General features: G+C 72.8%; 18 protein-coding genes and 1 pseudogene. 11 read left to right on the forward strand and 8 right to left on the reverse strand.

The annotated features are described in order from the left end of the window. Nucleotides 1-32 precede the first annotated feature (32 nt). From OHA30_RS08275 to OHA30_RS08285, 3 genes are read right to left on the reverse strand one after another with little or no spacing between them, the layout of a single operon-like run. Nucleotides 33-491: an SUKH-3 domain-containing protein gene (locus OHA30_RS08275; protein ID WP_328913157.1), complete on the reverse strand. Its 459-nt coding sequence runs from the start codon at nt 489-491 to the stop codon at nt 33-35. Continuing rightward, complete coding sequence (locus OHA30_RS08280) at nt 488-1,009, reverse strand: hypothetical protein (protein ID WP_328913158.1); 522 nt, start codon at nt 1,007-1,009, stop codon at nt 488-490. Before OHA30_RS08280 ends, OHA30_RS08275 begins: the two co-directional genes overlap by 4 nt. A 9-nt stretch (nt 1,010-1,018) precedes the next feature. Beyond that, complete coding sequence (locus tag OHA30_RS08285; protein WP_328918105.1) at nt 1,019-1,540, reverse strand: hypothetical protein; 522 nt, start codon at nt 1,538-1,540, stop codon at nt 1,019-1,021. Here OHA30_RS08285 and OHA30_RS08290 point away from each other — a divergent pair. Then, complete coding sequence (locus OHA30_RS08290) at nt 1,441-1,866, forward strand: LamG-like jellyroll fold domain-containing protein (protein ID WP_328917779.1); 426 nt, start codon at nt 1,441-1,443, stop codon at nt 1,864-1,866. The genes OHA30_RS08285 and OHA30_RS08290 overlap by 100 nt on opposite strands. Before the next feature lie 472 nt (nt 1,867-2,338). Here OHA30_RS08290 and OHA30_RS08295 read toward each other — a convergent pair whose 3' ends face one another. After that, nucleotides 2,339-3,490 carry a glycosyltransferase gene (locus OHA30_RS08295; protein ID WP_328913159.1) on the reverse strand — a complete coding sequence of 384 codons (1,152 nt, stop codon included), beginning with the start codon at nt 3,488-3,490 and terminating at the stop codon, nt 2,339-2,341. Nucleotides 3,491-3,818: 328 nt separating this feature from the next. Here OHA30_RS08295 and OHA30_RS08300 point away from each other — a divergent pair, with 328 nt between their 5' ends. Beyond that, complete coding sequence (locus OHA30_RS08300; protein ID WP_328913160.1) at nt 3,819-4,298, forward strand: VOC family protein; 480 nt, start codon at nt 3,819-3,821, stop codon at nt 4,296-4,298. 201 nt (nt 4,299-4,499) lie between these two features. Further along, nucleotides 4,500-6,044, forward strand: a complete 1,545-nt coding sequence (locus tag OHA30_RS08305) for an O-antigen polymerase (RefSeq protein ID WP_328913161.1) — start codon at nt 4,500-4,502, stop codon at nt 6,042-6,044. On the opposite strand, the gene OHA30_RS08310 is transcribed toward OHA30_RS08305, so the two are convergent. The 3 genes and pseudogenes from OHA30_RS08310 to OHA30_RS08320 form a co-directional block, all read right to left on the reverse strand. Beyond that, the gene (locus tag OHA30_RS08310) at nt 6,013-7,254 is read right to left on the reverse strand and encodes a hypothetical protein (RefSeq protein WP_328917780.1); all 1,242 of its coding nucleotides are present in this window, start codon (nt 7,252-7,254) and stop codon (nt 6,013-6,015) included. The genes OHA30_RS08305 and OHA30_RS08310 overlap by 32 nt on opposite strands. A gap of 260 nt (nt 7,255-7,514) precedes the next feature. After that, a complete protein-coding gene (locus tag OHA30_RS08315) occupies nt 7,515-9,176 on the reverse strand; it encodes a lipopolysaccharide biosynthesis protein (protein ID WP_328913162.1) in 1,662 nt (553 codons plus the stop codon). 575 nt (nt 9,177-9,751) lie between these two features. After that, a pseudogene (locus OHA30_RS08320) lies at nt 9,752-10,942 on the reverse strand (glycosyltransferase family 4 protein); the annotation flags it as partial. A 214-nt stretch (nt 10,943-11,156) separates the two neighbouring features. Here OHA30_RS08320 and OHA30_RS08325 point away from each other — a divergent pair. After that, nucleotides 11,157-11,621, forward strand: coding sequence for an adenylyltransferase/cytidyltransferase family protein (locus OHA30_RS08325; protein ID WP_328917781.1), 465 nt, complete (start codon nt 11,157-11,159; stop codon nt 11,619-11,621). On the opposite strand, the gene OHA30_RS08330 is transcribed toward OHA30_RS08325, so the two are convergent. Further along, nucleotides 11,599-12,294, reverse strand: coding sequence for a CDP-alcohol phosphatidyltransferase family protein (locus OHA30_RS08330; protein WP_328917782.1), 696 nt, complete (start codon nt 12,292-12,294; stop codon nt 11,599-11,601). The genes OHA30_RS08325 and OHA30_RS08330 overlap by 23 nt on opposite strands. Before the next feature lie 1,302 nt (nt 12,295-13,596). Between OHA30_RS08330 and OHA30_RS08335 the strand changes: the two genes are divergently transcribed. The 7 genes from OHA30_RS08335 (at nt 13,597) to OHA30_RS08365 (ending at nt 21,107) form a co-directional block, all read left to right on the forward strand. Beyond that, on the forward strand, nt 13,597-14,418 hold the full coding sequence (locus OHA30_RS08335; protein ID WP_328913163.1) for a polysaccharide deacetylase family protein: 822 nt from the start codon (nt 13,597-13,599) through the stop codon (nt 14,416-14,418). Between the two features lie 89 nt (nt 14,419-14,507). Further along, a complete protein-coding gene (locus tag OHA30_RS08340) occupies nt 14,508-15,716 on the forward strand; it encodes a YVTN family beta-propeller repeat protein (RefSeq protein WP_443045126.1) in 1,209 nt (402 codons plus the stop codon). A 238-nt stretch (nt 15,717-15,954) separates the two neighbouring features. Further along, nucleotides 15,955-16,704 (forward strand): hypothetical protein, encoded by a 750-nt coding sequence (locus OHA30_RS08345; protein ID WP_328913165.1) that lies wholly within the window; start codon nt 15,955-15,957, stop codon nt 16,702-16,704. After that, nucleotides 16,701-17,030, forward strand: coding sequence for a winged helix-turn-helix domain-containing protein (locus OHA30_RS08350; RefSeq protein ID WP_328913166.1), 330 nt, complete (start codon nt 16,701-16,703; stop codon nt 17,028-17,030). Before OHA30_RS08345 ends, OHA30_RS08350 begins: the two co-directional genes overlap by 4 nt. Before the next feature lie 139 nt (nt 17,031-17,169). Next, complete coding sequence (locus OHA30_RS08355) at nt 17,170-17,880, forward strand: 2'-5' RNA ligase family protein (protein WP_328913167.1); 711 nt, start codon at nt 17,170-17,172, stop codon at nt 17,878-17,880. A gap of 291 nt (nt 17,881-18,171) precedes the next feature. Next, a complete protein-coding gene (locus OHA30_RS08360) occupies nt 18,172-20,466 on the forward strand; it encodes a sensor histidine kinase (protein WP_328913168.1) in 2,295 nt (764 codons plus the stop codon). Beyond that, a complete protein-coding gene (locus OHA30_RS08365) occupies nt 20,454-21,107 on the forward strand; it encodes a response regulator transcription factor (protein ID WP_328913169.1) in 654 nt (217 codons plus the stop codon). Before OHA30_RS08360 ends, OHA30_RS08365 begins: the two co-directional genes overlap by 13 nt. Nucleotides 21,108-21,171: the final 64 nt, after the last annotated feature.

Here is a 21,171-nt window from a genome sequence, read left to right on the forward strand (position 1 = left end):
CGGGATACAGCGCACTACAATCAAAGCCGCGGCTAAAAGAAAGTTTTATCCCATTCATTGGAAATGAGCGCCCGCAGGGCTTCTTCGAAACCATTGGAAACCCACTGGAGGCCAGCATCCCCTCCAAGAAAAACATCACCGTTCTCAGCAAGGAGCAGACGCTCTTCCGTGGCAAATGCCATACCGATCGGCAGAACGTCTTGCCCGAGACGTCGGGAATAGTTCCTAACATTTCCAGGGTACGCGTCCAGAGCAGATTCGATCGACGTGGTGAGTTCATTCACCCATGTTCCACGTGACGCTGGCCACCTGATCGTGATTCCCGCATAATTCTCCAGAAATCTGCGGAGCCAGATGGTTACTTCGTATCCAGATTCAACATAGGAGGCACACGCCTCCTCCAAATCGAAATCTTCGTACTCGACCTCCAGGGCTCCGATTAGCACCTCCGCAAGTGCCGTAGACCTTGAATCATTAGACGCGTCAGTCATCCCGTCAACACTTCCCCAACAAATTCCGGAACCCAAGTAAGACAATTTGGACACATCTTAAATTTCTTGCCCTTTTGATTCAGTGTGATGATGTCCAAATTCTTTGGATTCACTCCAGCGTTCAGTGCGTTCGTGCACATCCGCGCTTCGGCGCAAACGCCCGGCGGGCGTCCGTTTTCAAGTTGCGACTCGCCGGGAAGGGCTGTTTGTACATCAGAGTGCAACCCAGTCGACGGCCCGCTCGCACCATAGAAGATCTGACCCGTTTCTCGATCGCGGCCTACGCTGAACGCACCAGGAAGATCCTCATCCTCCTTCAGGTTTCTTTGTACATGAGCAATATGCTTCCTGCCAAGATCCGTCAGATGTTGTCTGAGCGTCGGCTCCGACTTCTGGGCGGTTGATTTGGCAGTTGGCTTGCCCGTTCCGACTGCCGGCTCACTCGGTTCGGCGACGGCCTGGTTCTGGGTGGGGTCGGCTTCCCAGTTGTCGGCGGGGGCCGGGGTGCCGTCCCCCACCGCGTCGTCTTAGGCCTTCGTGCCGGCGGTCGGGGCCTTCGCCTCGGCGCCGTCGCGTTCGGCTTGTTTGGCCGCACCGGCGTCTTCACCGGCCTCCTCGCTGGTGGGATCGCCGTCAGGGCCCTGGCCGCAGTCTCCTAGGAAAGCACCACACACGGCGACTGTCCCCGCGGTGGCGGCGTCGATACAGGCAACGCCCGCGATACCGCCGGATTCCACGGTGCAGGCTCCGGCGACGGTATACGCGGAGACGGCCACCACGGCTACGCCCACGTAGGGTGCGGCTTTCTCAAGGTAGTGACCTGCGCAGCCCGCCCAACCGTGGCAACCGCCTCCGCCGCTCTTCTGACTGGTGGCCGGGGTGTTCCCGCTGGAGTTGTCGGTCGACGAGGATTCACTTCCCTGCGGCAGTGGGACAGGCCCTTGATTGCATGCTTGGATGGCGGCGCAGTCGCCACCACCGTCACGCATCAGCCCGGTGGGGTCCGAGCCGCTGGCGGGGTTGTCGCCGGCGTAGGCGTAGCCGCCCATCTGGTTGGGATCGCCGGCCTCGAAGACCGGGTCGGGGGTCAGGAAGCGGCTGGACCGGGCAGTGGACGCACCTCGTGGGCGTCTACGACGCGAGTGCCAAACAGCTCAGCCTCTACGTGAACGGTCATCTCGCAGGCGCAACCGCCTACGCCGGGCAGGCATGGAACGCCGCCGGTCCGGTCCAGATCGGCCGACGCATCAGTGCGGGCACCTACGGTGAATACGCCAACGGCCAAGTGAGCGACGTCCACACCTACCCCACAGCCCTACCACTCGCCGACGCGGCAGCGGTCGGGGGAAGCCCGACCGTCGTGCAGCTCGACTGACTCATCACGCGCGTCCAGCGGCCCCGCACGCTCTCGGCCCGTCCCGGAATACGCTCCACCGGGGCGGGCCGATAGGCGGCAGGGCCAGTGGGCAAGGTCATGGGTCATGGGTGGAGTGTGGTCATCGACTGGCCCCGATCTGCGGGTCCACGGGACGCAGGAGCGGACCTCGTGGAAAGGCCAGTTCGTCGTTGCGAGCGGTGATGCACGTCCAGAGCGCGCAGAGCGCCGGGATTCCCGTCAATGGCGAACTCCAGCGACCGACCAGATGCCGCGCAGCACAACCAGGCCAAGTCCAAAAGGAGGTTTTGTCCCATTCATTGGGAATGAGTGCACGTATGGCTTCCTCTCAACCATGCGCAACCCTCTGCGTACCCACGTCTCCCCCGAGGAGAGCATCGCCGTTGTCCACGCTCCCCGCGAATGCCGTCATCCACATGAACCGGCCGGTGGGTGGCCGGCGGCGTGCGGCTCAGGCATGGGGCGGGTGGAGGGTGGTGTAGACGGGGAGGAGGGAGTCGACGACCGCGGAGAGGGAGAAGCGGTCGCGGACCAGTTGCCAGGCCGCCTCGGAGGCCGCCGCGTTCGCCTCGGGGTCGAGGAGTTCGACGACCGCCCGCCCGACCAGGGGGCCGTTGTCCGCGTCGGGGTCGCTCGCCGTGAGGCGCCCCGCGCCGGCCGCCTCCACCTCGGGCGACAGCCCGCCTGTACGGGTCACCACCACCGGCAGCCCGACCGACATCGCCTCCAGGATCGAGACGGCGAACGGCTCGACCACCGACGGCAGCACGTACACATCGGCGTCGCGCAGCTGCCGCAGCACCTCCTCGTGGCCGAGCGCGCCGACGCACTCCAGCGCGTCGCCGACGCCCAGCCGTGTGGCCAGCTCCCGCATCGGCCCGGTCAGCCCGCCGGTGTCGGGCCCGGCCAGTACGAAGCGGGCGTCCGGGTACGCCGCGAGCACGGTGGGGATCGCCGAGACGAAGTCCTCCGGGCGTTTGCGCTGCTGCACGCGGGCCAGATAGAGCACGGTGGGCGGGCGGCCCTCGCGCGGCGGGTGGCGGTTCTGGAGGGCGACGCCGTTGACCAGGCGGTGGAAGGTGGTCAGCGGGGTGTCGGGGACGACGGCCTGCACCCCGTCACGTTCCATTTCCGTGAGGTACAGGATCGCGTCGGCCCTGCGCAGCACCCGCTTCAGACCGAGTACGTCCACGGCCTTCGCGAACAGCTTCTCCGTCGGGTCGATCATGCCGTGCGTCTGGATCACCAGCGGCACCCCGGCGTCCAGGGCGATCAGCGCGAACGGCAGCGTGATCAGGTCCCGCATCAGATGGACGTGCACCACGTCCGCGCCCTTGACCATCCGCCGGGCCCTGGCCAGCAGCCCCGGCGAGGTGATCCCGCTGACCTCGAAGGCGGGCAGTACATGCCGGGCCTGGTGGACGAAGGACGGTACGCCCTCCAGTTCGGACGGCAGCGGCCCGGTGAACCCGTCGCCGAGGGTCGCGATCCGGGCGTCGACGCCTCGCTCCCGCAGCCCCTTGGACAGATTCAGCGCCACCCGCGTCGGCCCGCCGAAGTCGTTCGTCGGCGTGTGCAGGGTGACCACGTGCAGAACCCTCACGACCGCGTTTCCCCTCCCCGGACTCCCGGACCTACCCGGACTCCCCAGAATCCCGGACTTTACGGACTCCCCCGCGCCCCTCGCGCGGAGCCCCCGGGCCACTCACGCGGAGCCCGCGCCCCGGCGGACCGCCGCCGACCGCCCAGCCTAGCGGCGGCCCGCCCGCCCGGTACGGCATCCGGGGGACCCGCCCGGCCGTGACCGATGAGTTCGCGCCGCCCGGTCCGTCTAGTTGCACGAGGGGACGCGACGGCCCTACCGCGCGCCCCACGGACACACAGACACCCGTACGCACCCGCGCACACCCACGCACCACCCGGAGGCAGTCATGGCAGAGCCCGGATTCACCACGTCCCTGTGGTTCGACGGACAGGCCGAGGAGGCGGCGCGCTTCTACGTCTCGGTCTTCCCCGACTCGACGCTGGGTCCGGTCACCCGCTACACCGAAGCGGGTCCTGGCGAGCCCGGCACGGTCGTCACGGCGGAGTTCACGGCGAACGGCCAGCGGTTCGTCGGCATCAACGGCGGCCCCGACTTCACCTTCAGCGAGGCGATCTCGTTCCAGATCGGCTGCGCCGACCAGGCCGAGGTGGACCACTACTGGTCCGTGCTGAGCGAGGGCGGCTCGGAGGGCCCCTGCGGCTGGCTCAAGGACCGCTTCGGGCTGTCGTGGCAGGTCGTGCCGACCGTCATGCCCGAGCTGATCGGCGGCCCCGACCAGGAGGGCGCCAACCGCGCGATGACGGCGATGCTGTCGATGAAGAAGCTCGACATCGCGGCGCTGCGGAAGGCGTACGAGGGCGGGTGACGGGCGGCGCGGGACGCGGAGACCGACCGGGGGCGCGTACGGCGCCGGCTTCACGTACGCCCGCCCGTACGACGGCTACCGGCCAGGCGCACGACCGCTACCGGCCGCCCGCACGGCGCCCTCCGAACCGCCGCGCGGCCGGAAGCGCCACGCCCGGCAGCCGACCTTCCCTAGACTCGCCGTCAGCGGAAGGGGGGCGGCATGGCGCTGGACGCGGAAGAGCGGCACGCGCGCGAGCCGGACTCGGCGGAGCCGGACACGCCGGGGGAAACACCCGGCGGCGCAAGGGAGTCGGCGGCCAAGGCACCCGACCCCGGCGTACCGCGAGCCGCGCTGTCCCGGGCCCTGGCCGTCCCGCTGGTGATCGCGCTGACCGCCCTGCTGCCCGGCTATGTGACCGCCCAGCCCGGCGGCGGCCCGCGCGACTCGGTGTACTGGCTCCAGCTCACCCTGACCGTCTACGCGGGCGCGCGGCTGTCCGCGATGGTGCTGACCCGCCGACGGCGGCTGATCCAGGGCGCGTTCTGGCTCTTCGTGTACGTGGCGATGGGCGTGGCGCCGCTCACCCAGGACGTACTGGGCCAGGTGCCGACCCCGGTGGTCGGCGACCGTTCCGACACCGTGGCGGCCCTCGCCCTGGTGCTGACCGGCTGTGTCGTCTTCGACGTGGGCGCGCTGCTGGCCCGCCACCGCCCGCCGCCCCGGCCGCGCCGCCCCCGGCCGCCGGCGTCCGTGGCCAGGCGGCGGCTGTGGCTGCTGATCCTGGTCGCGTACGCGGGCAGCGCGCTGTGCGTGATCAAACTCGGCGGCCCCGCGGTGTTCTTCACCAGCCGCCAGGACATCAGCGCGTCCGTGCGGGCCAGCGGACTGGCCGGCACCGGCGGCGACAGCCATGTCGGCTCGGCCCTGGTCCGCGGCTTCGGCACCGTACCCGCGCTGCTCGCGCTGCTCTTCCTGATCCGCTGGATGACCACCTCGCGCCGGGCCCGCCGCAGCTTCCCGGCGATCGGCGCGCTCGCCGGGCTCGTGGTGGTCAACGCGATCGTCAACAACCCGGTCTCCAACCCGCGTTACTGGTTTCTGACCGTGGTGTTCTCGATCCTGTTCACCGCCTTCCCGCGCAGCCCGGTGGTGTACCGGTCCGCGCTGGTGGTCGGGGTGGTCGCCGCGCTGCTGCTCTTCCCGTTCCTCGACCGTTACCGTTACGACACGGGGGGCCGCCGTCCGGTGCAGTCCTCGTCGGCGCTGGAGCCGCTGACGCTCAAGGACTACGACCAGGTCGGGATGTTCGCCAACACGCTGACCTTCGTGGACTCCGGCGCCGGGCACGCGCACGGCCGCCAACTGGCCGGCGACGTCTTCTTCTTCGTGCCGCGCTCGGTCTGGCACGGCAAGCCGCTGGACTCCGGGGTGCGGGTCGGCCGCTGGATGGGCATGACCAACACCAACCTGTCCTCCCCGCTGTGGGCCGAACTCTGGCTGGACTTCGGCCCGTTGGGGATGGCCGCCGGTTTCCTCGCGCTGGGCTACGGCAGTGCGCGCGCCGACCGCAGATACGCGCTGCGCACCCTGGAACAGGGCCGGCCCGGCACGATGGCGGCCGTGGTGGTGCCGCTGGTCGCCGGATACTCGTTCATCCTGCTGCGCGGGCCGCTGCTCCAGGCGGCGGGCCGGATCGGGATCGCGGTGGTGTGCCTGGCGCTGGTGACGACGTTCAGCGAGGACCGGCGGAAGATCCTGCGCTGACGTCGGCCCCGGGCGTCAAATCGCCATCCAGGGGCGGCCGTTCACGCCGTACGGAACCGATCCGCAGCCACAGCGCGACGGCCTTGAGCGCGGAGCCCAGGGCGAGTCCCCAGGCGGCGCCGAGCACTCCGTCCATGCGGTAACCGGCCAGCATGAAGGCCACCGAGGCGAGCGAGAACACCACTTGGATCGGCAGCGTCGCCCGTGGCCGCAGCACGCGCAGGGTCAGCAGGGCGCTGGTGCCGAGCGCGATGCACGCGTACTGGCTGCCGGAGGCGGGCAGCAGCGCGGACGACGACGCCCAGGTGGCGCCGAGGAGTTGGCGGCCGGCGCGCGCGGGCAGCAGCATCAGCACGGCCGTCCAGCCGACCGCGACGGCGGCCAACGCGGCGGCCAGCACGGCGGTCGCGCGGACCTTGCCGTCGGTGCCGCGTACCCGGTTGAGCAGCGGCGGGCCGAAGGCGGTCGCGGAGTTGAACAGCACGTTCATCGGCCCGAACAGCGTGGTCGCGCCGCGCAGGGCACCGACCGCGAGCGGCGCCGCGAACAGACCGAGGCCCACCACGGCGAGTTGGCTGGTGGCGTTGCCGACCCCGAACTCGACCACGAACCGCTGCCCGAGGTGCCCGCGCCGCACGTACGGCCGCAGGTCCGCCCGCGCGCCCCGCAGCCGCGGCCGCAGCAGCGCGGCCCCCAGCAGCAGCGCGGGCAGCGCCGACACCCCCCACACCGCGACCAGCCGTACCGCCCCCGCGCCGTGCGGCTGTACGGCCAGCGCGGGCACGGCGACCAGCAGCCGTACGGTGTCGGCGGCCAGCGCGAGGTGCGGCAGGCGCAGCGCGGAGAAGCAGAAGCGCATGCCGTCCTGGGTGAGCGCGATCGGCAGGACGAGGCCGAGTACGGCCAGGCCCCGGGCGGTGTCGCCGGGTACGAAGAACAGGCCGGCGGCGAGGCCCAGGCCCAGGACGGTCGAGGCGGCGGCGGTGAAGGCGACAGCCGAGCGGCACGCGGACCGCACCCGACGCGAGCCGCGTTCCAGGACCAGCGCCTGGCCGACGTAGGAGACGTTGATGCCCAGCAGGACCGTGAAGACCATGTAGACCATCGAGAACACGGAGAACGCGGCCGCGGTGGAGAGCCGGGCGGCGACCACCAGCACGATGATGTTGGTGAAGGCGGCGACGCCCTGGTCGGCGACGGAGCTGGCGATGGCGGCTTTGGCGCCGAGGCCGCCGGGCGGCTCATCGCCGTGGGAGTCGCCGTGGGGGTCGCTGTGGGGGTCGTCGTGCGCTTCTTCGCCGTAAGGGTGTTCGTCGCGCGGGCCGTCGTACAGGCGCTTGTCGTCAGGGGGGTTGGCGCGCGGATCGGCGTACGGGCCTGCGGCGTAGGGGCGTTGGTGGGCGTCGTGGCCGTACGGGTCTGGCTCGGCCCCGGGGCCCGCGGCCGTGGCGGGCCGCAGGGCGGGGCCTGTCAAGGGACCGGGTGCCGCTCCGGGGTGGTGGACGTGCCGGGTTCCGCGGGCAGTTCGGCCCGGGGGGCGGGCACCGCGGACGTGGCGCGGCGCCGGAAGGGCAGCCGACGGCGGCCGCCCGTACCCTCCTCCGCCGGGTGCAGGACCGCGCCGAGGACGGCGCCGCCCGCCGCGGAGACCAGGTCGCGCACCCGTACGAGGTCGGCGCGGTGGACGCCGCCCGGGTCGCAGACCACGACCACGCCCTCGACCCGGTCGACGAGCGCGAGGGCGTCGGCGTAGGTGAGGACGGCGGGGGCGAGGACGACGACGGCCGACCCGGGTTCGTCGGCCTCGGCGAAGAGTCGGGTGGCCGGGGAGGAGGTGAGCGCGCGGGCCACGTTGCGCACGCGGCGGCCGGGCACGAGGTCGAAGGAGCCGGACTCGCCCGCGTCCACGGGCAGTTGGTGTCCGGCGGGCCAGCCTCCGCCGCCCTGCCCGAGCCCGGGTGAACGCGCCCAGCCGGGCCTGGTGCCGTCCGCGGAACGCAGCCGCGCCGACAGGGAGGGCGTCCGCAGATCGGCCTCGACCAGCAGCACTTCCTTGCCCATCTCGGCGAAGGACGCGGCCAGGTTGACGGCGACGGCCGCGGCCGTACCGCCCGTACCGCGCGGGGCCACGACGAGCAGTCGGCGGCGTTCGGCGAAGCGCTTGTCGTGGGCGAGTCGGAAGGCGATCGCGCGGTACTCCTCGGCGAGGCGGCCGCCCGCTTGTCCCTCGGCGAAGAGCTGGTCGCGGTCGGCGGCGCGTCCCCGTACCCGGGGCAGCGTGCCGAGGACGGGCGCGTCCAGGGCGCGGACGACCTCGCTCTCGGACCGTACGGTCGGGTCGAAGACGAGCCGCACCCAGGCGGCGAGCAGGCCGAGCGCGATGCCGACGGCGCCGCCGAGACCGAGCATCAGCGGCAGTCCGGGACCGGTGGGCGCCTCGGGCTCCACCCCGGGCTTGATGACCAGGCCCGGGGTGGTGTCCAGGGCACGCAACCCGCTGATGTCGCCGTTGAGTTCGGTGATCCGGCCGAGGAGGTTGGTCTGCACGGAGACCAGCGTGCCGACGACCTGGCTGTTGTCGGTGCCGTGGATCTGGTCGAGCAGGTCGTTGCGCTGCTTGACCAAGGGGTTGAGCTGGTCCTGGTAGCCCGTGACCATCTTCTTGATGGTCGAGGTGGTCTGTGCCTCGCGGTTGTCGAGATACGCCTTGGTGACGGCGTTGACCCAGGTCGCGGCGGCGTGCGGGCTGTCGGCGCTGCACGTGAAGCGCAGGACGAGGGTGTTGGGCGGGTTGGTGACCTGTAGGCAGCGCTGGAGGGTGCGGGGCTGTTCCTTGACGGCGGCGGCGGCCTTGTCCACGACGGTGGTGCTCATCGCGGTCTGGCGTTCGGTGCCGATGTTGATGCCCTTGTCGGCGGTGGTGCCGCCGGCGAAGGGGTCGGTGGTGGCGGCCCTGACCATGACCTCGCTGGTGGCGGCGTAGGTGTCGGTGCCGATCGCCGCGAGGGCGGCTCCGCCGAGGAGGCCGAGGAGTACGCCGGCGACGAGGAGCGCGCGGTAGCGCGTCAACTGGCGGATCTGGTCGCGCAGCAGATCCGGCTCGTCGGACCCGCCCCCACTGACATCACTCACTTCCCCACGCCCCCCTTCGTCATAGCCTCGCCACCGCGAGCCGCTTCCGCGCGGTCCTGAGCAGCACGCGCCACGGCGCCCGACCGGGCTTCAGCCCCGGCGCCCGGCTCCGTGACCTCAGCTGCGGCAGGCTGTGCGCCCGCACCCGTCGGGGAGTTGGACTCACCGCCCACGTCGGTGCCGGGCGCCGGACCCGATGTCCCGCCGGAAGCGGGAACGGCAGCCGGAGCGGCGAGGTCGTCCTCGGCGGGGGCCGCCGAAGGGATCTGCGCAGCCAAGTCGCCGTCGGCAATGGCCAACTCGCCCCCGCCCGAGCTGGGTTGCGCGCCCGCGGATGCGGCCGGCTCCGGGGCGCCGACGGGCTGCGGCGGGACCGCCTTTGCGGCGGGCGATGCGGCCGCGTCCGTATCCTCGCTCGCGGTGGCGGGCGGCGGGGCTGTATTGCCGGTCGCGCCTGGGGGCGCGCCCACGGACGTGGACGGGTCTGGTTCGGCGGACGGGCGCCACGCCGAGTGGGGGCCCGGTTCGGGGCGGGCCGGCGGCAGGGGTGGGGTGGTTGGGCGGGGCGGCGTCGTGCCCAGGGCCTCGGCGAGGAGCGCGTCCAGGCGGGCAAGGCCCGCCGCCCTGCTGAGGTGCGCGTCCGCGTAGACGGGCCCGCGCAGGGCCAGCGCCTCGACCCGCGCAGGGTCCGCGACCAGCGCCCGTACGGTCGCGAGCAGCCCACCCGCATCCTCCGGTGGCGCCACCACGCCCGCGCCCGAGCGGGCGATCTCCAGCGCCGTACCGCTGTCCGCCGCCACCGCCGCGACCACCGGCCGCCCGGCCGCGAAGTACGACGTCAGCTTCGACGGCAGGCTCATGTCCAGCACCGACCCCCGCTGCGTCACCGCGAGCACGTCCGCCGCGGCCAGCACGTCCGCGAAGTCCGCGTCGTCCGCCGGAGCCATGAAGTCCAGGTTGGGCAACCCCCCGGCCAGCGAACGCAGTTGCTCGCGCTGATTGCCGTCCCCCATGAGTACGACCCGCAGCTCCGGCGCCAACCGGGCCACGTCCACCAGCACTTCGAGACCCTGCTTGAGCCCCATATTGCCGGAGTGCAGCAGCACGGTCTGCCCGGGACGCCACCCGAGCCGCGCCCGCATCTCGGCGCGCGGCCGCGAAGGGCGCTGTACGTGGGACCAGTTGGGCACCAGCCGTATCCGCCGCTCCGGCACCCCCATCGCCGCGACCTTGGGCACGAACGTGTCGTGGATGACCCCGACCAGCGCCGCCCGCTTGAGCGCGTACGACTCCACCGCGCGGGCCGCGACCGCCGCCGCCCCGCCGCCGCGGATACCGCTCTGCGCCGCCGCCGCGCCCATCAGATCCTGCACGACGGGCACGAACGGCACCCCGTACCGCCCGGCCAGCCGCGCCCCCGCGACACCGCCGGCCAGGCTCGGCATCTGGGCGACGACCGCGTCGGGCCGTTCCATCTCGGGCGGCGCGGACAGGGCGCCGCGCAGCACCGACGCCTCGTACAGCGCGCGCTTCACCGCGGTCTGCCGGGGCGGCACCGTATGGCTGCGGCGGTGCACCCGTACTCCGCCGCGCTCCTCGACGACCCGCCGTACGCCCGCGTACGCCGGGTCGAGCCGCCACGCGGGGTAGTGCGGCATACCGGTGAGCACATGCACCTCGGACCCGCCGGCCGCCCAGTGCTCGGCGATCTGGGTCGCGTACGGCCCGATCCCGGCGTGCTCCGGCGCGTAGTTGGTGGAGACCAGCAGCAGGCGGCGGTGTGCACCGGACAAGGCCACGGAGTGTCCCTTCCCCCCAGAGATGAACAAGGGCTCACCTTAGCCGTTCACCCTGTCCTCATACGGAATACGGACGCTTGCCCCGCACGGACTTTCGTCAATCGCGCGTGGGCCGCGCGAGGGCCGGGCTATCGTCTAAGACTCGGCGACGGCTGCGCGCGTTGTACGGCTGGGGGGTCGAATCGTGTTACACCGTGTCGGCTACGCGCCCGGGGTCTACGACCTCTTCCACGTGGGCCATCTCAACATCCTTCGGCACGCCCGCAGTCAGTGCGACTACCTCGTCGCGGGCGTGGTCTCCGACGAGATGGCCCAACTCGCCAAGGGCAGAGCCCCGGTGGTGCCGCTGGTGGAACGGCTGGAGATCGTCCGCAGCGTACGGTTCGTGGACGCGGCCTTCGTGGAGACCGTGCCGGACAAGCTGGAGACATGGCGGCAGGTCAGATTCGACGTGCTGTTCAAGGGCGACGACTGGCGCGGTACGGACAAGGGCCGTCGACTGGAACGGGACTTTGCCACGGTGGGCGTCGAGATCGTCTACTTCCCCTACACCGTGCACACGTCGAGTACGCAGCTGCGCAAGGCACTTGACGCCTTGGCGGGACCGTTGACGCCCGGCCGGGTCAACTCGTCGGAAGCGCTCTGAGCTCCCTGAACCACTTGGTCAGGAAGGCCACGAGGAAGAGCGCGTGCGCGGCGAAGAGCGCCGAGTAGCCGTAGCGGAAGGCGCGTTCGCTGCCGAGCAGCAGGAAAACGGCGCAGAAGACGCCGTAGTCGACGGGGAGCAGTGCGACCGCGCGCAGCCGCGAGGGGGTGGCCGGGGGTGTCGCGGACCTGGCCTTGGGCTTGAGCTTGTCCGTGAGCAGGCCGCCGAAGAAGATCAGGACGGCGGCGAGTTGGAAGCCCAGCGGCAGCAGCAGCCAGCCGTCCGAGGGCAGGGCGAAGTGGCGGTAGAAGGTGACGAGTACGGCGGCGTGCACCGCGGTGATCTTCGCGCAGTCCACGACGTGGTCCAGCCACTCCCCCGCCGGGCCGCCCGCGCCGAGCAGCCGGGCGAGCTGGCCGTCGGCGGAGTCGAAGGCGAAACCGAGGGCGAGGGCGGCGTAGACGCCGACCGCGAGGGGCCAGGAGGGGGCGGACAGCGCGAGCGCGGCGATGGCGCCGTAGCTGAACGCGGCGCTGATCAGGGTGACTTGATTGGGCGTCAGGCCGAGTCGGTACGCGCCTGCCGCGAGGACCCGGCCGACGGGACGGTTGATGTGGCGGGAGTAGAGGGAGACGCCCTTGGCGGTCTTCTGGGCGGAGCGGAGGGCGTGCAGCGCTTCGCGGAATCCGGCGGTACGGGTCGCGACGACGCCCGGGGTGGGCGTCGCGCTGAGCGTGGGGGCCACGCTGGGCCCGGCGGGTGCGCCCGCGTCGGGCGTCGCGCCCGGCGCGGGGGGTACGCCTACGGCGGGCGTCGCGCCCGACGCGGGGGGTACGCCTACGGCGGGCGTCGCGCCCGACGCGGGGGGTGCGCCTACGGCGGGCGTCGCGCCCGGCGCGGGGGGCGAGCTCCGCTCGGGGATTACGCGCGGCGCGGGGGGCGAGCTCCGCTCGGGGATTACGCGCGGCGCGGGGGGCGAGCTCCGCTCGGGGATTACGCGCGGCGCGGGCGCCGCCGCCGGCAGGGTCGGCTCGGGGGTTACGCGTGCCGCGGGAGTCGCCGACACGGTCGGCTCGGCTGCTCGGGCCGACACGCCCGCCTCGCCCGGCCCGGCTGACGCGGGGGCATGGGCCCCTGCCGCCGGTCCGCCCGCCGGGCTCCGCCCGGCCGCCGCTTCCGCACTGCCCGCCGTCTCCGTCACGCGGCCCCCCAAGTCGTCGCCGCCGAGCGCGTCGGTTGCTCCGGCCCGGATCGGGCCCATGATGGCAGCTCCGCGCGAGCACCGTCCGCCGTACGAGAAGTGCCCGGGACGGGCTGCTGACGTCCGCCCCCAGGCGCTGAGCCGCAGACCACGGACCGCCGGACAGTCGGACGCCCGAGCCCGGGACACGTGGCCACGAACTGAGCCCGCCAGGTGCCCGACACCCCGACGAACCGTCAGTGACCGGCGCCGACACACGGACCGTACCCACGGGAAGCGCCGCATTCGAAGGCGCACCAACCGAGCGCCCGAGCCCGGGACGCCCAGGACAGTGAGCCACGAACCGCACCCGCCAACGCGCCCGACATCCCAACGAGCCGTCAGCACCCAGCACCGACGCGCGGACCGTACCCACGGGAAGCGCCGCGTCCGAAGTCGCAGACGCCAGCCGCCGACCGCCGGCACCCGGGACGCGTAGGACCGCGAGCCCCACCCGTCAGGTGCAACCACACCGACAGACCGTCAGCACATCCAGCACCGACGCCCGTACCCACGGCAGGGTCCACGTCCGGAGCCGGCAGAGGTCGGACGCCCGAATCCGGGATGCGTGGACCACGAACCGCGCGCGTCGAGCGCCGCCCGACACACCGACAGGCCGTCAGCACCCCGCAGGCGCCGTGGTCGGTCGGCCGCGGCTCCGGACCCCCGGCCATTCGTGCGACAATATGCTCGGAGATCCGGGCAAACAGCGCAGCGCACCCTAAAGTGACCTCGATGTCGCTCTCACGCCGCCATATCCTCCAGGTCACCGCCTCCGGCGCACTCCTCGCCGGATGCGCGGACGGCCATGGCCCGCCGCCCGAGACCGTACCGGCCACCTCCGCACACCCGACCGACGGGCCGCCCACGCCCGCCGCCGCGGCGGAGCCCACGCCCACGCCCACACCAAAGCCCGCGTCCACGTCCCCGCCGTCACCGCCCCCGCTGCCGCCCGGCCTGCCCGACCAGATCGAGCACGGCCCGCGCGACCGCCCCCGCCTCGCCCTGACCTTCCACGGCCAGGGCGAACCCGCGCTCGCCACCGCACTCCTGACGGAGGTGGAGAAGGCCGGCGTCCACGTCACCGTGCTGGCGGTCGGCAGCTGGCTCGACGAGCACCCCAAGCTCGCCCGCCGCGTCCTGGACGGCGGCCACGAGCTGGGCAACCACACCATGAACCACGGGAACATCGGTGCGATGGACGCCGACACCGCCCGCGCCGAGATCGAGGACTGCGCGCGGCGGCTGGAGACGCTGACCGGTTCGCGGGGCCGCTGGTTCCGGCCGTCCAAGGCCCGGCTGACGACCCCGCTGGTCGTACGGCTCGCCCAGCAGGCCGGGTACGCGCACCTGCTGTCGTACGACGTGGACTCGCTCGACTACACCGACCCCGGCGCCGACGCCGTACGGGCCGCGGTGGCCCGGCAGGCGGCGCCGGGGTCGGTGGTCTCCCTGCACTTCGGGCACCGCGGCACCGTCGCCGCGCTGCCCGGAATCCTCGACGACCTGCACCGCCGCGGTCTGCGCGCGGTCACGACCTCGGAGCTGCTGACGTGATCCGACGGCCCCTGTCCCCCGCCCGGCGCCCCGCCACCCGGCAGCCGTCCACCCGACGACCCTCCGCCCGGCGGCCCCTGTCGTCCGCCGTGCTCGCCGTGAGCGCCGTGTGCGCCGCCGCGCTCGCCGCTACCGGCTGCGGGAATTCCACCGCGCAGACCCGGACGTCCGCGCCGGCCGTCAAGAAGGCGCGGGCCGCCCAGGCGACGACCGGCACGGACGTCGGCGCCGTGCCCGTACCGAACGGTGTGACCGCGCTGAGGCGCGCCCCCCTGCCCGGCATGCCGCCGCTGCTCGACCAGAACGACCTCTACGCCGCCGACCGGCCGAACGCGCTGTCCCCGGTGGTACGGGACTTCCCGTCGCGGGTGTACGTACCGAACACCGAGTCCAACTCGGTCACGGTCATCGACCCGAAGACGTACAAGGTGATCAGGACCATCCCGGTCGGCGAGCAGCCGCAGCACGTCGTACCGTCCTGGGACCTGAAGACGCTGTGGGTCAACAACGACCTCGGCAACACGCTCACCCCGATCGACCCGGCCACGGGGAAGGTGGGCCGGACGGTCGACGTGCACGACCCGTACAACCTGTACTTCACGCCGGACGGCAAGTACGCCGTGGTGATGGCCTCGATGGACCGCGAGCTGGTCTTCCGGGACGCGCACACGATGAAGACCGTCAAGACCGTGCCGGTCGACTGCTACGGCGTGAACCACGCGGACTTCTCGCCCGACGGCCGGTACTTCATCGTCTCGTGCGAGTTCTCCGGCGATCTGCTCAAGGTCGACACCGCGAAGATGGAGGTGGTCGCGCAGCAGAAGCTGCCGAGGGACGGCGCGATGCCGCAGGACGTGAAGATCTCGCCCGACGGCAAGACCTGGTACATCGCCGACATGGCCACCGACGGCGTATGGGTGATGAACGGCGACACCTTCTCCCGGCCGACGCTGCTGCCCACCGGCAAGGGCGCGCACGGTCTGTACGTCTCGCGCGACTCGAAGTCGATGTACATCACCAACCGCGGCGAGGGCTCGATCTCGGTGCTGGACTTCGCGACCGGCCAGCTCACCACCAAGTGGCACATCGACGGCGGCGGCAGCCCGGACATGGGCGGGGTGTCGGCGGACGGCAAGGTGCTGTGGCTGTCGGGGCGGTACGACTCCGAGGTGTACGCGCTCGACACGCGGACCGGCCGCACGCTGGCGAAGATCCCGGTCGGCAACGGCCCCCACGGCCTGGCCGTCTACCCCCAGCCGGGCCGCTACTCCCTGGGCCACACGGGCGTCTTCCGCTGACCCCCTCCGATCAGAGGCCCGGGCTCCCGGCGCGGCCGACCCCACGGTGGCCACGCGGGGGTGCCCGGTCGGTTCAGGCGGTCGCCGTGGGCCCGGCGAGGGTTGCGGCGAAGTGCGCGAGGGCGGCGGGCGCGGGGGCGCAGGGGCGATTCGGCCGGGGGAAGGGGCGATTCGCGTGTTCTCGGTGTCTTCAGAGCAGTCTCTTGTCACGACTGGTCTGTAATGCAAAGCTGAATGTATGACAGACGCATCGGTGCCGTCACCGCGCACCCCCCATGAAGTCCTCGCCGGCCTCGGCGACCTCACCCGTAGGGTTCGCGCGGTCCAGCGGGCCTCCTGGTTCCCCCTTCTGCTGCTGGGGGCGCTGACGCTGGGCGCGATCCTCGTCAACCGCTTCACCTTCAGCATCCGGCCCGTCGCCTGCCCGGCGATCCACCCGCCCGCCGACACGGTCGTGCTCGCGAGCTGTGCCGCCACCAGGCAGGGGTCGCTGCTCTACTGGACGCTCGGGCTCGTCCTCGTCTACGCCGCGACCGCGTTCTTCTACATCCGCCGCTCCACCCACCACGGCGTCGGCACCCCCGTCCGGCCGTACGTCCTCGCCGGGATCGGCATCGCCGTCCTCATGGCCGCGCACGCCCTGTGGATCCTGCACTCCCCGATCGGCGACCCCGTCGAGTTCTGGGGTCTGCACGCCGACCCCGGCTCGGGGACGGCGAAGTTCCTCAGCCGGCTCGGCGGGGAGTCCGCCGCCATCGGGCTGCCGCTGCTGGTGCTGTCCTGGGTGGAACGCAACCGCGCCCTGCTGCTCTTCACGCTGGCCTACCTGGTCATCGCACTGGCACCGATCACCTCCGGCTGGTCGGGGATCGCCGTCACCTCACCGTGGTCGGCCCTGCCCGGCCTGGCCGTCACCGGCGTGTTCCTCCTGCTCGGCGCCCTCGGCTTCGCCCTGGCCCAACTGCCGCGTCTGCGCGGCGAGTCATGACCGTTCAGCCCGACCAGCACCCCGTGAACGACATCAACGACGTCGTCCACCAGCGCGTACGCCTCGGCATCCTCACTGTCGTCCACCAGGCCAGGCGCGCCGAGTTCGGCTTCCTGCGCACCACCCTCGAACTCACCGCCGGCAACCTCGGCCAGCACCTCGCCGTCCTGGAGAAGGCCGGACTGATCCACATCGAGAAGGGCTACGAAGGCCGCCGCCCCCGTACGTGGATCACCCTCACCCCCGTCGGCGACCAGGCCCTCCAGGACGAAGTCACCCACCTCAAACGCCTCATCCACCAGATCGAATCCAACACGACGCCGTAACCGCGCCCGGGGGCCTGCCGGGTGCTGAATGCTCGGCGGCCGCGAAGGCTCGCCGAACTGCCCGGCGAGGCAGCAAGCGGTCAACCTCCGCCCGCCGCCGCGCTTGTGCCGGCCGAGGGACCCGTCTACGGTCCTCCGGGTGCCTCTGCTCACGCCCCACCCCGCCACCTTCCCGGTGGACCCTCCCGGCGATCTGAACGACACCAAGGCCATCACGGCCCACGACTGGGCCGCTTTCGACGCGCTCGACGAGATGACCGACCACTGGTCACGGCCCGGCTGGTCGGGCGGCACGCGGGCCTACCACTGGCTGCTCGCATTCCGCGACGTTCCGCCGCTCGGCGAACTCGTACTCCGCTGCCAGGAGGTGCTGTCTCCGCTCGGCCTCGACCCGGTTCCCGCTGAATGGCTGCACGCGACGCTCGTCCGAGTGGGTTCCGCCGACTCCGTGGACAGCGCGCGGCTGCGCCGACTGGTCGAGACGGCCCGGACCATGCTGCCCGGGCCCTTCACCTTGCGGGCGACTCCGCTGTCGGGTTCGCGGGGAGCGGTACGGCTGACGCTCAGCCCGTGGGAACCGCTGGTTCAGCTGCATGCCGTGCTCGTCGCGGCCAACACGGCGATGGGCCTGCCGGTGAAGAAGCAGACCGCCGGTTTCCGACCGCACCTCAGCCTCGCGTACAACAACCGCCGACGGGAGGCTGCCCCCGTCATCGAGACGGTGGCCTCGCTGCGTTCGCTGCCCAGTGTCGAGTTGATCGTTGCCGATGTCCAACTCGTGGAGTTGCGCAGGTGCGGAGCTGAGTACCGGTGGGACGTGCTGGAGACTGTTCCGCTCACGGCGTCGTAGCGCGCGGGCCGCCGGCCAGGGGCATGAGCCGATCCGTCGCCGGTTCGCAGCGCGGTGGCAGCGCCCGGTCAGTACGGGACGTGGCCGATTGCCGGCAGGGGGAGCCGGCCACCGGCAACTCGGGCTACGGCTCGGCGAGTCGAGCGGCCGAACGCCGCAGCGGCGGCGGTGGGGGCGGCGCGGGGCCGGGGGGATCGGGGAGGATGGGGAGACCGGTGAACCCGGCTCCCTTTCGCATACCGCCGCGTTCCCTGCGCGCACCGGTCCTTCCGAAGGCAGGTCCCGACGCTGATGACCGAAGGCTTCGGCACACTCCGCGCCGGCCGGCCGCTCGGCCTTCTGGAGGGGCCGCCGCGTTGGCGGGACCTGCCGCTACCCGTGCTGCTGGCCGGCGCACAACTGGCGGCGGGGACCGGCGTGGGCGCTCAGGCCGGGGTGAGCACCGGGGTGGCGTGCGCCGCGCTGGTGTTCCGCACGTCCGCGCCGGTCCTCGCACTGGTGGCGACCCTGGCGGCCGTACCGATGGGCGCCTGGATCGCGGCCGGTCAAGGCGTCGTGGTCCCGGCGGTCGCCGTGCTGGTGGGCCTGTACACACTCGCCGTGCGCCGCACCGCGGGGCCCGCCGTCGCGGGAGCGGCCGCGGCCGTCGTGGTGGTGACGGGTACCGCCGCCGCGCTGGAGGGGTCACCTCGGGAAGTGGTCGGGACCGCGCTGGTGGCCGCGGGCGGCGCCGCCGTCGCGTGGGCGGCGGGCCGCTCGCGCCGCCGCCGCCGGGCGAGCCGGACGGCGGTGGCCGCCTACCGCGCCGGTGCCGCCGAGGTGCCGCGGTTCGCCGCGCTCGCCGAGCGGGACCGGCTGGCGGCCGAGCTGCACGACGTCTGCGCACACCGGCTCACCGGGATCGTCGTGTCCGCCGCCGCCGCGCTCCGGCTGGCCGATCCGGAGCGGTCGAGGGAGGCGCTGCGGCACGCGACGGACGCCGGCCGGCAGGCGGTGGCCGAACTGGACCGGCTGACGGCACTGGAGGCGCCCGATACAGCGGAGGCGCCGGATACGGCGGATACGCTCGCCGACCTCCGTACGCTGGCCGCCGACCACGGCGCGGGTTACGTGCGCACGGCGGACGCGGCCCCGCCCGAACTCGCCGCGCTGGCCTACCGCGTGGCCCGGGAAGCGCTCACGAACGCGGCCCGGTACGCCGGCGGCGCGGCAGTGCGGGTCCACGTCGGCACAGGCACGGACACGGGAACCGAAACCGCCACCGCCACCGGCACCGGCACCCGCACCCGCACCCGCACCCGCACCGGCACCGGCCTGACCGTCACCGTGACAGACAGCGGGGGAACAGCCGCCGCACCCGGCCTCGGTACCGGTCACGGCCTGATCGGGCTGCGCACGGCGGTCGCCGCCGCCGGCGGGACGCTGGTGTACGGTCCCACCGGCAGCGGCTGGACCGTACACGCCGAACTGCCCGCGGCCGCGCCGCCCGTCACGCGCCGGTGGCCCCGCTGGCGCGGACCGAGCGCGCTCGACTGGGCGCTGGTGGTCCTCGCGGTCGCCCTGTCGCTGGGCGCGGGACTGCTGTCGGCCGGAAGTCCCGACGACTCCTTCGTCGGGCTGCTCCCCGCGGTGTCGGTCGTGGCGCTGTCGGGGTTGCACGCCCTGCCGCTGGGCTGGCGGTCGCGCTTCCCCGGGCGCGCCCTGGCCGCGGTGCTGCTGGCCCTGGTGCTGTGGCAGGGCTGCGACCTGGCGGGATGGACGCAGCCGCCGGTCAGCGACATCTTCCTCGTGTACGGGTGGGTGGAGCTGACGCTGGTGTACAGCGTCGGCTGCTACCTGCCGACCCGTTCGGGCCCGCCGGCGGCGCTCGCGGTCGCCGCGGTGGGTGGCCTGGCCCTGGCCGGCGGCAGCGGGATCACCGGCGACCGGGCGGCCGCCTGGGCGGTGCTCTCCGCGGGACTCGCGGTTCCCGCCTTCGCCGTCTGGGCGCTGGGGCTGCTCGCGGCGTCGCGGCGGGCCCGCCGTGCGGCCGCGACCACCCGGAGCCGGCGACTGCTGGAGCACGAGGCCGACACGGCGGTGCGGGAGCAGCGTCGGCGGGTGGCCGCCGGGCTGCGGCGTACCGCGCGCGGGCACGCGTGGGCCGTGATCGCCGCCGCGGACGCCGGCCGGCTGGAGACCGTGCTGACGGAGGCCAGATCGGCGCTGGCCGCGCTGCGGAAGGATCTCGCCGATCTGCGCGGACCGCGGGAGGGCGCGCCGCCGCCGACCGTGGCGGGCATCGCGGTGCTCGCGGGCCGGTACGGGGGTACCGTCCGCTTCAGCGGGGCGGCCCGCCCCGCGCCGCCCGCCGTCGAGGTCGCCGCCTTCCGGGCGGCGGCGCTGCTGATGACCGAAGGGGTGACCCTGGGCGTGCTCCGCGGCGAGGAGGGGATCGAGGTGCGTGGTCCACGGCCGGCTGAATCCGGCGTGGAGCGGCGGCTTCGGGCGCTGGCCGACGCGGCCGGCGGTACGCTCTCGACTGCTGGCGACGGACGGGTGCGGGTATGGCTGCCGGAGGTGCTCCCCTCACGATGGCTACGGTGATCATCGCCGACGACCAGGCGGTCGTACGGGCCGGGATCGCGGCGATCATCGACGCCGAGCCCGATCTGCACGTGGTCGGGCAGGCGGCGGACGGCGACGCCGCGGTGGCTCTGGCCCTGGAACGGCGCCCCGACGTGGTGTTGATGGACATCAGGATGCCGGGCTGCGACGGCCTGACGGCGACCGCCCGGATCAGCGCGCGGTCCCCCGCGACCCGGGTCGTGGTCCTCACCACGTTCGACCTCGACGAGTACGTGTACGCCGCACTGCGCGCCGGCGCCGCCGGCTTCCTGCTGAAGGACACCGATCCGGAGCGGGTGATCGACGCGGTGCGCGTGGTCACGGCCGGGGCGGCGCTGCTCGATCCCGCGGTGACCAGGCGGCTGATCGACCGGTTCGCGCAGGACCCCGGTCCGCTCGACGGGGCCCGGCTGAGCCGGCTCACCAGGCGCGAGACCGAGGTCCTTCGGCAGGTCGCCCACGGTCTGACGAACGCGGAGATCGCCGCGGAGCTGGGGATCAGTACGGGGACCGTCAAGGACCATGTGGCCGTGGTCCTCGGGAAGCTGGGCGTCCGCGACCGGGTGCAGGCGACCATCGCCGCGTACGAGACGGGCCTGATCCGCCCCGGCGCCGGCTGACCCCGTCCCCCGGCGCCCGCTGACCCCCCTCCCCCGGCGGGGCCGGCACCCCGCCGGACGACGG

The organism is Streptomyces sp. NBC_00223, from assembly GCF_036199905.1.
Classification (GTDB): Bacteria; Actinomycetota; Actinomycetes; order Streptomycetales; family Streptomycetaceae; genus Actinacidiphila.